Source organism: Haloglomus salinum (genome assembly GCF_024298825.1).
Taxonomy (GTDB): Archaea; Halobacteriota; Halobacteria; order Halobacteriales; family Haloarculaceae; genus Haloglomus; species Haloglomus salinum.
Window position 1 is genome coordinate 2,827,338 of sequence record NZ_CP101153.1, and the last position, 12,206, is coordinate 2,839,543.

The 12,206-nt window shown below is 69.6% G+C and carries 16 protein-coding genes; 8 read left to right on the forward strand and 8 right to left on the reverse strand.

Going from position 1 to position 12,206, the window contains the following annotated elements:
• Positions 1-2: 2 nt before the first annotated feature.
• The 6 genes from NL115_RS13555 to NL115_RS13580 all read right to left on the reverse strand — a co-directional run bounded on the left by NL115_RS13555 (position 3) and on the right by NL115_RS13580 (position 4,781).
• Positions 3-1,259 carry an MgtC/SapB family protein gene (locus NL115_RS13555; RefSeq protein WP_254829891.1) on the reverse strand — a complete coding sequence of 419 codons (1,257 nt, stop codon included), beginning with the start codon at positions 1,257-1,259 and terminating at the stop codon, positions 3-5.
• A gap of 160 nt (positions 1,260-1,419) precedes the next feature.
• On the reverse strand, positions 1,420-1,893 hold the full coding sequence (locus NL115_RS13560; protein ID WP_254829892.1) for a hypothetical protein: 474 nt from the start codon (positions 1,891-1,893) through the stop codon (positions 1,420-1,422).
• Between the two features lie 133 nt (positions 1,894-2,026).
• On the reverse strand, positions 2,027-2,452 hold the full coding sequence (locus NL115_RS13565) for a helix-turn-helix domain-containing protein (protein ID WP_254829893.1): 426 nt from the start codon (positions 2,450-2,452) through the stop codon (positions 2,027-2,029).
• A gap of 81 nt (positions 2,453-2,533) precedes the next feature.
• A complete protein-coding gene (locus NL115_RS13570; RefSeq protein WP_254829894.1) occupies positions 2,534-3,022 on the reverse strand; it encodes a YeeE/YedE family protein in 489 nt (162 codons plus the stop codon).
• Positions 3,019-3,498, reverse strand: coding sequence for a YeeE/YedE family protein (locus NL115_RS13575; protein ID WP_254833092.1), 480 nt, complete (start codon positions 3,496-3,498; stop codon positions 3,019-3,021). Before NL115_RS13575 ends, NL115_RS13570 begins: the two co-directional genes overlap by 4 nt.
• Before the next feature lie 56 nt (positions 3,499-3,554).
• Positions 3,555-4,781: an MBL fold metallo-hydrolase gene (locus NL115_RS13580; protein WP_254829895.1), complete on the reverse strand. Its 1,227-nt coding sequence runs from the start codon at positions 4,779-4,781 to the stop codon at positions 3,555-3,557.
• 230 nt (positions 4,782-5,011) lie between these two features.
• On the opposite strand from NL115_RS13580, the gene NL115_RS13585 reads away from it, so the two are divergent.
• The 6 genes from NL115_RS13585 to NL115_RS13610 all read left to right on the forward strand — a co-directional run bounded on the left by NL115_RS13585 (position 5,012) and on the right by NL115_RS13610 (position 9,341).
• Entirely contained in the window at positions 5,012-5,257 is a 246-nt protein-coding gene (locus tag NL115_RS13585) for a sulfurtransferase TusA family protein (protein WP_254829896.1), read from the forward strand.
• Positions 5,254-5,874, forward strand: coding sequence for a DsrE/DsrF/DrsH-like family protein (locus tag NL115_RS13590; protein ID WP_254829897.1), 621 nt, complete (start codon positions 5,254-5,256; stop codon positions 5,872-5,874). Before NL115_RS13585 ends, NL115_RS13590 begins: the two co-directional genes overlap by 4 nt.
• A gap of 5 nt (positions 5,875-5,879) precedes the next feature.
• Positions 5,880-6,683: a DUF2270 domain-containing protein gene (locus NL115_RS13595; RefSeq protein ID WP_254829898.1), complete on the forward strand. Its 804-nt coding sequence runs from the start codon at positions 5,880-5,882 to the stop codon at positions 6,681-6,683.
• Positions 6,684-6,762: 79 nt separating this feature from the next.
• Complete coding sequence (locus NL115_RS13600) at positions 6,763-7,953, forward strand: sensor histidine kinase (protein ID WP_254829899.1); 1,191 nt, start codon at positions 6,763-6,765, stop codon at positions 7,951-7,953.
• A 97-nt stretch (positions 7,954-8,050) separates the two neighbouring features.
• Positions 8,051-8,668, forward strand: a complete 618-nt coding sequence (locus tag NL115_RS13605; RefSeq protein WP_254829900.1) for a response regulator — start codon at positions 8,051-8,053, stop codon at positions 8,666-8,668.
• A 34-nt stretch (positions 8,669-8,702) separates the two neighbouring features.
• On the forward strand, positions 8,703-9,341 hold the full coding sequence (locus NL115_RS13610; protein WP_254829901.1) for an RAD55 family ATPase: 639 nt from the start codon (positions 8,703-8,705) through the stop codon (positions 9,339-9,341).
• Here the strand turns inward: NL115_RS13610 and NL115_RS13615 are convergent.
• Positions 9,338-9,952, reverse strand: coding sequence for a DUF7504 family protein (locus NL115_RS13615; RefSeq protein WP_254829902.1), 615 nt, complete (start codon positions 9,950-9,952; stop codon positions 9,338-9,340). The genes NL115_RS13610 and NL115_RS13615 overlap by 4 nt on opposite strands.
• Positions 9,953-10,074: 122 nt before the next feature.
• Positions 10,075-10,587 (reverse strand): macro domain-containing protein, encoded by a 513-nt coding sequence (locus NL115_RS13620; protein WP_254829903.1) that lies wholly within the window; start codon positions 10,585-10,587, stop codon positions 10,075-10,077.
• 136 nt (positions 10,588-10,723) lie between these two features.
• Between NL115_RS13620 and NL115_RS13625 the strand changes: the two genes are divergently transcribed.
• Complete coding sequence (locus NL115_RS13625) at positions 10,724-11,449, forward strand: YqjF family protein (protein WP_254829904.1); 726 nt, start codon at positions 10,724-10,726, stop codon at positions 11,447-11,449.
• Between the two features lie 285 nt (positions 11,450-11,734).
• Complete coding sequence (locus NL115_RS13630; RefSeq protein ID WP_254833093.1) at positions 11,735-12,205, forward strand: PH domain-containing protein; 471 nt, start codon at positions 11,735-11,737, stop codon at positions 12,203-12,205.
• The last annotated feature ends 1 nt before the right edge of the window (position 12,206 follow it).

Sequence of the window (12,206 nt, forward strand, 5' to 3'; positions counted from 1 at the left end):
TATCACGTGAACAGCGCCGCGACCGTAACCGCCGCGGCCGCCAGCGCCGCCGCGCCCGACCAGCCCGCGACGCGCAGTGTGAACCGTCTGTCGGACGCGGGCGCGGTCAGGGCGACCTTCACCACCAGCGACGCCGCGGTCGCCACCAGGATGCCGACGACGGCCTCCTCGGCGGGCATCGAGCCGCTCCGGTAGAGCACCACCGCGGAGGTCGTCACGCCGGCCGACGACACGAGGCCCGCCAGCGCCGCCGTGGCGTAGAAGCCCGCCGTCCCGAACAGCGAGTCCGCGAGGCTCCCGGCGACCACGACGAGGAGGAACAGGAGGCCGAACGAGAGGACGTACCGCAGCGTGAACGGCCGGTCGAGCGAGACGTCCAGTGCCCCCCCTCGGCCGGCGACGGTGGCCGCGGCCCCCACGCTCCCCACCGCGAGGGCACCCAGCGGGAGCGCCACGTCCGTCAGCGGCGGGACGGTCGCGCCGAGCGTGAACACGAGCGCGATGGCCAGATTCCGGAGCGACATCGCCGCGTTCCCCAGCAGCACCGCAGCCACGGCGTACGGGGTCGCCGCCGCGTCCTCGCGGACGTGTTCGACCGCCGACCCGACGACCGCCGTCGAGGAGGCCAGTCCGCCCAGAAAGCCAGTGACGGCGATACCGCGACCGCCGTACACCCGGACCGCGGCGTAGTTGACGATGCCGATGCCCGCGACCGTGACGACCATCGCCCAGACGACGCGTGGCTCGACGGCCACCGTCGCCCCTGCGAGCGCGACCGACCGCTCGCCCGCGGGCAGGAGCGGGTAGACGACGAACCCGATGATGGCGAACTGGGCCGCCGCGCGGACCTCCTCGCGCGAGAGCTGGTCGGCCACGCCGTGGAGTTCGCGCTTCGAGACCAGCAACAGAGCGGTGACGACCCCGACGGCCACGGCCGTGACGAGTTCGCCCGCACCGGCGAGCGCGCCGACACCGTACGCTACCAGCATCGAGATGGTCGTCGTGAGTGCCAGTCCCTCGCGCTCGCCGACGACGGCACGTGCGCCGAGCAGGCCGCCCAGCACCACCACGAGGAGCCCGCCGACCGCCAGCAACAGCGGCCGCTCCACCACGACGAACACGGCGGCGGCCAGACTCAGCAGCGCGAACGTCCGGACCCCGGCGGCCTTCTCCGAGCGCTCGCGCTCGAAGCCGATGAACATCCCCAGCGCCGCGGCCACAGCCAGCCGGAGCACCGGCTGTGAGAGCACCGGCTCCATCTGTGCTGGTTCTTCCCACACGTCGTACTTCCGTCTTCGGGCTGTCTGCGAGACGGTGGCACTCCGGAGAACGAGGTGTCCGAGTTCGAAACGCCCTGTCGAGGCCGAGCGGTTCAGCGGTCCTCGCCCTCCGGGCTGCAGCCACCAGTACCGGCGCCCGCTACTCTTCCCGTTCGCCGGCCCCGTCGTCGCCGTCCAGCACGTCCTGCCGGATTGTCTCCGAACTGCGTGGACTGGTCTGCAGGCCGACGGCGGACCGGAGCACCAGCCCGGCGGCGAGCAGTGCGACGACGGCCGAACTGCCGATGAACCCGACGCCGGTGAGGTACGCCTCGACGGCCACGGTCTGGAAATCCGTTCCCCAGCCGTAGAACTGGGTGCCGGCGGTGAGGGCCAGCAGGACCGTGACACAGAGGATGAACCACTGGCGCAGGCGACGGCCAGCGCGGTCGACGGGCCCGACGAACACGGCCGCGAGCGTCGCGACGGCCGTCACCAGGACGAGCCCGAGCCCCACGTAGACCATCGAGCGTGAGAACGTTCGGCGCCCGTACGTGTACAGGTAGAACGCGAGAACCAGCCCTACAGTCGCCACATCGACACCGGCATCGCGAAACCGCCGGACGAGGTGCATACGCGACCACAGACGGTGGGTGGACATAAAACACGAATCTCGCGCCATGTGCCACGTGGTCGCGATACTCCGTCCGGTCTCGCTGGCGCTGGAGTGGCTCCGCTTCGGTCGGCTGGTTCCTCGTGTCCGCCGATTACTCCGCGGTCAGCGGTTCCTCGGGGCCGCCGCCGGGCTCGCCGGTTTCCGCCTCGGCGTACTTCTCGCGGAAATCGCCGACGAGCTGGCCCATCTTCGCGTAGAAGTCGTTGAGCGTCCGCTGCATCGCGTCGGCGATCTCGTCGGCGTCGCGGGGCGAGAAGACGTGGTAGTAGCTCCCGCCGTCCTGGTTGACCTGGTCGCGCTCGACGAGGTCGGCCTCGCGCAGGCGCTTGACCGACCGGTAGGCGGTCGTCCGCTCGCGGTCGACGGCGTCCGCGACCTCGTCGACGGTCAGGGGCTCGTCGGCGTCGACCAGCAGGCCGAACACCCGCCGGTCGAGCTCCGAGAGCCCGTGGAAGCAGTCCAGCAGGCTCTCACATGCCATCTCCTGCTGGAGGAGTTCTGTCATCGCGTCGGGCATGGTTACGGGTACTCACCTCCCACACAAGAGCCTGTCCGTGGCTCCTGCCGGGGCTGGCACGGCCCACGCGGCCGCTCGCGGTCAGTCCGCACCGGCCACCTCCGACCCGGCTGTCCGTTCGGCCAGCTTCGACCGCGCGAGCCCCTGCGCGTACGCGCCGAGGAACATCCCGCCGATGGCCCAGAGGATGGGCCAGTTCCCGATACCAACGCTGGCGTACGCGGCGCCCGGGCAGATGCCCGAGAGCCCCCAGCCGACGCCGAAGACGGTCCCGCCGACGAGGACGTTCCGGTCCATCTCGCGCACCCGGCGCGTGTACGCCCGACCCGTCAGGGGTGCGGTCCGGTCGAGCACGTTCGTCCCGATATAGAACGTCAGCGCCGAGACGACCGCGGCACCCCCCATCACGAACAGCAGTCCGAGGTCCTGCAACTGGAGGAAGTCCAGCACGACCTCCGGCCGGGCCATCCGGCTGACGCCGAGGCCGAAGCCGAAGAGGATGCCACCGAGCAGGATGACGGCGTGGAAGCGCGCGCCGCGGCCGTCGGGCTCCACGTCGGTGTCGCTCATGGCGACACCCCCAGCGCGAGCGCGACCTGTGCGGTTCCGATGGCGACGACCATGAACGTCGCCACGTTGGTGATGCTCGTCCCCGAGACCGAGCCGACGCCGCAGACCCCGTGCCCGGAGGTACAGCCCTTGCCGAGGCGGGTCCCGACGCCGACGAGGAACCCGCCGGCCAGCAGCCGCCAGGGCTGGACCTGTGTGGTCCAGCCGCCCGGCCCGAGCGTCAGGGCGTAGACGGCGGCGCCGATGATGATGCCAGCGGTGAACGTGACCCGCCAGTCGCGCGAGGCGAGGTACTTCCCGCGGTTGAACCGCGGCAAGCGCGAGGCGTACGAGAGCGTCGATTCGAGGAACGTCGAGGCGCCCGCGATGATGCCGGTACCGAAGTAGATGGCCGCCACGCCGAGGCCGATGAACACTCCCCCGACCGCGTAGCCGACCACGCCGTCCGGGAAGTATGCCGCCAGCCACGGCGGCATCGCCTCGACCACGGGGCCGGTCTGGAGCAGGGCCGCGCCGAGTGCGTCCGCCAGCATCAGTCGTCAGCCCCGTCTCGCGTCCCGGCTGCTCGACTGTCTGTGGCGTGTGGCGCCGCCCCATCCAGCCGGCCCTCGCTCGCCGCGCAGTTGTTCGGTCCGAGTTCCATGGTGAGTAGCTGTTCACGGGTCACGTTGCCACGACCCATGTTCGTGTCGATGATGGTCTCGTAGTTCGCCGGCCTGGGCGGCATATCCGCGAGGACCCGTTCGACGAACGCCTCGCGGTCCGCGTCGAGCACAGGGAGGCGCTCGCGGACGGTCCCGAGCGTGGCCGTGTAGGTGCTGTCCTCCCGGGTCGGCGTCCCGTCGCTGGCGTGAGCCGGGGCGACGACCACGTCGTCGTCCAGTTCCAGGAGCTGTCGCAGGGTGTCGTACAGCTGTCGGGCAGCGTCCGGGGCGCCGTCGGCGCCGTCCTCGAGGTCCGGGCGCGCGACGCTGTCGACGAACAGGCCGTCGCCAGTCAGCAGGACTGTATCGTCGACGAGCAGCGAGGTCATCCCCGAGGTGTGCCCCGGCGTGTGGCGGACCACGACCGTCGTGTCGCCGACGGTGAGCGTGTCGCCGTCGGCGAGTTCCCGGTCGACGTCGAACGTGACGCCACGGCCGACCGACGCCTCCGGGAGACAGGTCGCGACGCCGCGGTCGCCGAGTGCCGACAGCGCCGAGACGTGGTCGGCGTGGACGTGCGTGTCCATCGCGCACGTCAGCTCCGCGCCAAGCGCCTTCACGTCCTGCTCGTACTCGTCGATGAACGCCAGGAGCGGGTCGACGACGAGCGCCTCGCCGTCGTCGACGACGAGGTAGCTCAGACAGCCACTGGAGGGCCGATGATACTGCGCGACGGTCGCGTCCGTGTCGACTTCGAGTTCGGTGTAGTCGTAGCGGTCCGCCCAGCCACGCATCCCACGGTCGAGATTGACGGCGTCGACGCCCTCCTCACGGAGCTGCTCGGCGATGAAGTCACTCGAGTCGCCCTTCGCGCACACGACGACCACCGGCTCGGGGCCGGGGAGGTCGTCCAGGACCGCCTCCGGGATGCCGTCCAGCATCCGGAAGTAGGGGACGTTGCGGTAGTCGACGCGTTCGCCGTCGATGCGCCACTGCTCGGCCTCGGCCTCGGCCCGGACATCAAGGAGGCCGACCGGTTCCCCCCGTTCGAGTCGCGCCCGCAGCGACTCCGGGCTCGTCGTCTCGCCGGATACGTCGGCGGAGTGGTCCGTCATTGCCGACCGTTCGGCGCGGTTATTCAAAACAGTTTGCAACCAGGGTACAATGCACTCACTATCGAAGTCGAGGCTCTCGACTCCACTCGAACCCCCGCTCGCTCGGGAAACGGGGTTCAGATGGGGGAAGTAGAGGCATACTGGTGGCGAGAGGTGCTGGCTGAGATGACCGAATGGTTTTTGCGTGCCGCACGAGGATTGTGTGTTAGGTACAAGATGGTGTTATCCACATGAACACTGAATACGATATCACGGAGACGCTGGACGTGAAGGGACTCTCGTGTCCGATGCCGGTGGTCGAGACCAAGCAGGCCATCGATACGCTCGATGCGGACGAGGTTCTCGAGGTCGTCGCCACGGACCGCGGGAGCATGAGCGACATCGCGGGCTGGGCCGACACCACGGCGGGCGTGGAACTGCTGGACCAGTCCGACGAGGGCGACGTCTTCCGACACGTCGTCCGGAAGACCGCATGAGTTCCGACCCCTCCGAGGCCGGGGGCCCCGTCGACGCCGGGACCGATGAAGGGGGGGCCGACGGGCCGTCCCGCGCCGACCTCCAGGCACAGGTCGCGACCCTGCAGGAGCGCGTCGCGGAGCTCGAAGCCGGCGCGGCGGCGGACGATGGGGACGACACCCGGCAGATGACCATCATCGCGACGAAGGGGACCCTCGACATGGCCTACCCGCCGCTCATCCTCGCGTCGACTGCCGCCGCATTCGGCTGGGGGGTGACGGTGTTCCACACGTTCTGGGGGCTCGAAATCCTCCACGAGGAGCGCTCGAAGGAGCTCCAGCTCTCCTCGGTCGGGAACCCGAACACGCCGATGCCGAACCTCGTCGCCGCGCTGCCGGGGATGGACCGGCTGACCACGGAGCTGATGAACCGGCAGATCGACGAGGTCGGCACGCCAACCATCGGCGAACTGGTCGACACCTGCCTCGAGATGGGTGTCGACATGCAGGCCTGTCAGATGACCGCCGACATGATGGAGTACGACGAGGACGAGTTCTACGACGAGGTCACCACCGGCGTCGGCGCCGCATCGGCGCTCGCCGAGATGGCCGAGGCCGACATCCAGCTACTGGTCTGAACTCGATGTCTCCCGCTGACACCCCAACCGACGAGGACGCCGAGCGGTCGGCTACCGAGTGCGATTCCGGAGCGGACGGGCCGGCTGCCGAGCGCGAGGCCGGTGCGGGCGGAGCGACCACCGAGGAGCCACCCCACGTCGACGGGCGCGGCCCGGACCCGTCGGTCGGGGAGGGCCTGCTCGACGCGGAGATGGGTCCCAGCTCGGCGATGGCTCACCTCTACCGGGGAGAGATCCACCGGATGAAGTTCTGGCGCGAGCGGCTGGACCGGACCACCAACTGGGCTGTTATCGTGATTGCAGCGGTACTGACGTGGGCGTTCTCCAGCGAGCAGAACCCACACTACCTGCTGCTCATCGGGAACGTCGTGCTGGCGACGTTCCTCACCGTCGAGGCCCGGCGGTACCGGGCGTACGACATCTGGCGCTCGCGGGTCCGCACCCTCCAGCAGGAGGTCTGGGCAGCCGGACTGGACGAGCGCGAGCCGCTGGACCCGGACTGGCGGTCGAAGCTGGCTGACGATTACCGCCAGCCGACGCTGAAGATAACCGCCGAGGAGGCCATCGCGCACCGCCTGCGTCGCATCTACCTCCCGCTGTTCGCGGTACTGAACGGCGCGTGGGTCGTCCGTGTGACGGCGTTCGGCCCGGATACCTGGCCGGCGAGTGCGGCCATCGGCATGGTGCCCGGTACCGTCGTGACCGCGGTACTCGTCCTGCTGGGCGCGGTGGCGGTGTTCGTGGCCTGCCGTCCCCGCACCTGGCACGCCCACGGCGAACTCCGCGATGAGGCGCTCCGAAAGGAGTAGCGGGCGGAGCGACCGAGTGGTGCGTGACGGACTGCGCACACCCGCAAACTGTTTCCGAGCGGTGTTCCAGCATGGTGGTATGCGACGCCTTCGCGGCCCGTGGGGGCCCCCGCTCGCACTCGGCGGCGTCGGGGTACTTCTGCTGGCTGTCGGGCTGTGGAACTTCAATCGGGAGCTGGCCAATCTGGTCATCCAGTGGGGGCCGGTCGTGGCGTTCTCGCAGATAGCCATCCCGTCGCTGGTGGTCGTCTACGGCGGCTACCGGCTCGCCGCGTCCTCGTTCAACCGGGACGAGCGCTGGCGCGTGACCCTGTTCGGACTCGTCGGAATGGCCCTCGTGGCGGGCGGGGTCTACACCACCATCATCGTCCGGCTGGCCGAGGCCCGGCCCGTCGGCGAGCCACAGTACGTCGTCGCGGTGATGGCCGGTGTCGGGGCGGCGGGCGGGGCCGCGATGGGTTCGCTCAGCATCACCAGCCGCCGGGACGCCCGCCAGGCCGAACGCGCGCGCGACAACTTCGAGCTGCTGAACAGCATCATCCGGCACGACATCCTCAACAGCATGATGATCGTCCAGTCCCGGGCGGAGTTCATCGAGGACGAGGCCGAGGACGACCGCATCCGTGAGTTCGCCGACACCATCCTCACGCAGACCAGCGGCGTCGTCGACCAGGTCGAGCGGACACGGGCCATCCTGCAGGCACTCCGGACGAGCGACCCCCGGCTGGAGGCCATCGACTTGGAGGCGGTCGTCGAGCACGAACTCGACACCATCCGGACCACCTACGACGAGGTGACCGTCGAGACCGACCTGCCCTCCGGTCCGGTCCACGTCCGCGCGGACGACCTGCTCGACGACGTGGTCGGCAACGTCCTCTCGAACGCCGTCGAGCACAACGACAAGGACGACCCGCGGGTCGTTGTCTCGGCCAGCGTTCGCGACGACGACGCACTCGCCGACCACTCCGGGGACGAGGACGAATCGGAGGCAGTCGTCGAACTCCGCATCGCCGACAACGGCCCCGGCGTCGACGACGACCTCAAGGATGCCGTGTTCCGCCGCGACGAGACCGGCCTCCACGAGGACGGCACCGGCTCCGGGTTCGGCCTCTTCTTCGTCGACACGATGATGCGCAAGTACGGCGGCGAGGTGACCATCGAGGACAACGACCCCGAGGGGGCGGTCTTCGTCTTCCGATTCAGCAGGGCCACGCCCGAGTCGGACGAGCCCTCGGAGGACCTGACCGACGTGGTCGAGGTCCCCGCCTGACGGCCCGGCTTCGGCCGGGAACCCGCCCACGCGGCTCGTATCAGGGTGCCGATGCCTCGGGTGAGGGTTTATTCCCGAGGGCGACGATGATGGCCCCATGAGCGAAAGCGACGGGCAGGCGGACGACCAGCCGACGGTGCTGGTGGTGGAGGACGAGGAGGAACTCCGCCGGACGTACGAACTCTGGCTCGCGGGCGACTACGAGGTCATCACGGCCGCGGAGGGGGAGGAGGCACTGGAACTCGTCGACGACGATGTCGGCGTCGTGCTGCTCGACCGGATGATGCCGGGGCTGTCGGGCAAGGAGACGCTCGCGAAGATGCAGGACCAGGGTGTCGAGGCGAAGTTCGCTATGGTCACGGCCGTCGAGCCGGATTTCGACATCATCGAGATGGGGTTCGACGCCTACCTCACGAAGCCCATCGACGAGGACCGACTGCGCGACACCATCGAGAGCCTCCGCTCGCAGGAGGCCTACTCGGACGCGCTCGACGAGTACACCTCACTGCTGGCGAAGAAGGAGACGCTGAAGGCCCGCAAGAGCGAGGAGGAACTGGCCGAGAGCGAGGCCTTCGCCGAGCTGGAGTCCCGGCTCGCCGAGCTGGAGGCCGAACTCGAGGACGCGGACTCGGGTGCCGGCGACGACGCCGGCTTCGTCGCTGCGCTCCGCAGTATCGACGAAGGGGCCCAGCGGACCGAACCCGAGGAGTCATAACGCCACCCTGCGAACCTGACACACTCTCAACATCATGAGCGGAGTCACGAACGAGCGGGACGCCTACGACCTGGGCTCGTCGTTTCCCGTCGCCGAGGCGCGGAGCCAGGCACCCGGAACGACGCTTCTCATCACCGGCCCGGGGGCGGTCGCCGAGCGTGCGGCGTTCGAGATTCTCCTTGCCGGCCTCGAGACCGGCGAGGGCATCGTGCCGGTCAGCACGGACCGGTCCACCGCCGACCTCCAGCGCGAACTCGCTGCCCACTCCGGCGGCGCGCTGGACGGGAAGCTGGCCGTCATCGACGTGAGCGGCGAGTCGGCCGACGGCGGGAGTCCGGACGACCTCGCGGCCATCGGGCGCGAACTCAACGACGCTATCGACCGCGTCGACGTGCCCCGTGTCCGAATCGGCGTCCTCTCGCTGACGGGGATGCTGGCCCACCTCGACCGGAGCGAGGTGTTCAAGTTCTGTCACGTCGTCCGGGACCGCATCGACGACGCCGGCTTCTTCGGTATCGCGACGCTCGACACCGAGCAGGTCGAGGCGGCGACGGTGTCGATGCTACAGGAGGCGTTCGACGGCACGGTCGAGGTCCACGAGGACGAGAAGGGCGACCTCGTACGGGTCGTCGGCCTGCCGGACGCGCCGGTCACCTGGCACGACTGGAGCTAGCTCCGCTCCCAGCCGTCCTCGGACCACTCGTAGACGCCCTCGAACAGGCTCCGGATGGTGGACACCGTCTGCTCGTCGTGTGCCTCGGGGTCCATGTAGAAGACACTCATCACGTCCGCCCGCTTCATGCGACTCGTCAGGACGTGGAGGAACTGGAACACCTGCTTGGTGTCGGCGTACTGGAGCATCGTCGTCACGGAGTCGAAGACGACGACGCACTGGCGTTCCTGCCACGCGTCGAGACACTCGTTGATGCGGATGCCCAGCCCCGTCAGGTCGCCCGGGTCGGCGACCGTGGTCATCCGATAGGAGGTCTCGGCGCTGGTGCCCGTCGTCCCTGTGTGGTTGCAGCCGATCGTGGCCACCTCCTTCGGCGGCTTCCGCCACCGGTCCTCCCAAGAGGCGATCTGCTCGTCGGGGTCCCGAAGGAGCGACACCGCGAGCAGGGAGGGCGTGCCGGTCACGCTCTCCATGAGCCGCACGATGGCGTCACCGTCACCTTCCATCGACGGCCCCAGCAGGAGGAGGTTCGACGGCACCGCCTCGCCGAACGGGGGAGCCGTGGCTGGGGCATCGTCCGGACCCGTCCCAGCGGATTCGACTCCCGTCACACTACCATGTAGATGACCCAGTCACTTAACCACCGCTAACGGTTTCAGAACGAGATAATACGCCCCGGAACGGGCTGAACGGCCGAATCCGTCCTCGACAGACCGTGTGCAGCCGTGGGTTGTCACGGGCTCTCTGTGATGGCTGTTGCCACGTCTCGGACGGTCTCGAAGGCGTCGTCGGAGTACGCGATGAACCGGACATCGGAGAGGGTCGTCGGGTCGTACGCGTCGATGACCTCGCAGATGATGCGGGCCCCTTCCTCGAGGTCGAACCCGGCCACGCCGGTTCCCAGCGCCGGAATCACGAGCGACGCACAGTCCAGTTCGTCGGCCGTCCCCAGCGTGTTCCGCGTGGCGGCCCGGATGGACTGGCGGGTCGCCTGCCCGTCGCCGTAGTGGGGCATCGCCGCGGCGTGGATGACGTACCCGGCGTCGAGGTCGTAGGCGTCGGTCACAGCCACCTCTCCGAGGTCGACTGGTCCCTTCGAGACCGCTTCCTCGTTTATCTCGCGGCCGGCACCGCGCCGGAGCGCCCCGGCTACACCGCTCCCCATCTGCAGGCTGGTCCCCGCCGCGTTCACGAGCGCGTCTGCGGACTGCGCGGCGATGTCGCCCTGGACGACTCGGAACTCCATGTCGACGCCTGTCCCGGCGACCCACAAAGCTCCAGCGGCGACGCGGGTACGCCTGACGTGCAGAGGTCCTGGTTCCACTCCGGCGAACGCCGCCCACGCCGTCAGGCCGATACCGCGTCGGCTCGTAGTCGTGGGTATGTGCGCCCGTTTCGCCGACTGCAAGCTCCTCTCGATGGTGTGGGAGGACCTGCTGTTCGCTCACTGGCGGGTCGACCCCGCCCTCGTCGACGAGCGGCTCCCCGACGGCCTCGCCGTCGACACCTACGACGGGGACGCCTACCTCGGCGTCGTGCCGTTCGTGATGCGGGACATCGGTCCCCGGTTCGCGCCGGTGGGGCTCTCCTTCGGGGAGCTGAACCTCCGGACGTACGTCCACGAGACGGCTGACGGGCCCAGCGACGACGACCCCGACGAGGGCGGGCGCGGGGTCTACTTCTTCAACCTCGACGCCGACGACCGGCTCGGGGTGGGTATCGCGCGCTCGCTGTTCCAGCTCCCGTACTACCGGGCGAACATGACCATCGACGCGGCCGGCGACCGGGTGGCGTTCCGCTCCCAGCGGCCCGACGGCTCGGCGGCCTTCGCGGCCGCGTACGGGCCCGACGGGGAGTCGTTCGTCCCCGAGCCGGGCTCGCTCCCGGCGTTCCTCACGGAGAACTACCGGTTCTACACCGCCGACGGGGGCGGTCGGCTCTGGTACGGCGACATCGACCACCCCCGGTGGGAGCTGGCCCCCGCGAGTGCGGACTTCGTCCGGAACGAGCTGTTCGACGTGAACGGGTTCGACCATCCCGGGGGCGAGCCGCTCCTCCACTTCGCAGAGCGTATTCGGGTGACTGCGGGGCGCATCCACCGGGCGTGAGCCCCGTCGCCGCTTCGGCAGTTCACCCTGCCAGCCACTCGCGGGTCGGGGGCTACTTTAGTCACGACCTCGTCCGAGGAACCAATGAGTGACGGCGACGGGCGGGTCGACGACGCCACGCCGGGACCGGACGACCGGGGCGGCAACAGCGACGAGGCCGCCGCTCCGGCGGAGACGGCCGACACCGAGTCCGCGGTCCGAGAGGTGACCGACAGCGGGGATGGGGCCACCGAGGACGGGGCCGCCACCGAGCCGCTGGACCCCGCCGCGGTCGACGTGGCGGAGCTGACGGGCCCGGAGCGGTCGCTGGAGTCCGCCGTCCGGCTGGTGTGGATCCTTCGGGCGGCACTCGCCGCGGTGGTCCTCGGCGCGGTCACCGGTGCACTGTCCGTCGTCCTCGATGCTCCGGCGTGGATCGGCCCGGTCGTGTTCACGGTGCTGTTCCTGTTCGGCGCGACCCGGGCACACCTCCGGTACGAGTCCTGGTCGTACCGGGTGCGGACGGACTCGTTGTTCCTCGACCGTGGCGTCCTTACACGCGTCCGGACCGTCGTCCCGTACGTCCGTATCCAGCACGTCGACGCCTCGCGCGGTCCGGTCGAGCGGGCGTTCGGCCTCGCCACCGTAGTCGTCTACACCGCGGGGTCGCGCGGCGCCGACGTCTCCATCCCGGGACTCACGCCCGACCGCGCGGACGACCTGCAGGACCGGCTGAAGCGACTGGCCATCGCCGCAGAGGGGGAGGACGCGGTCTGAG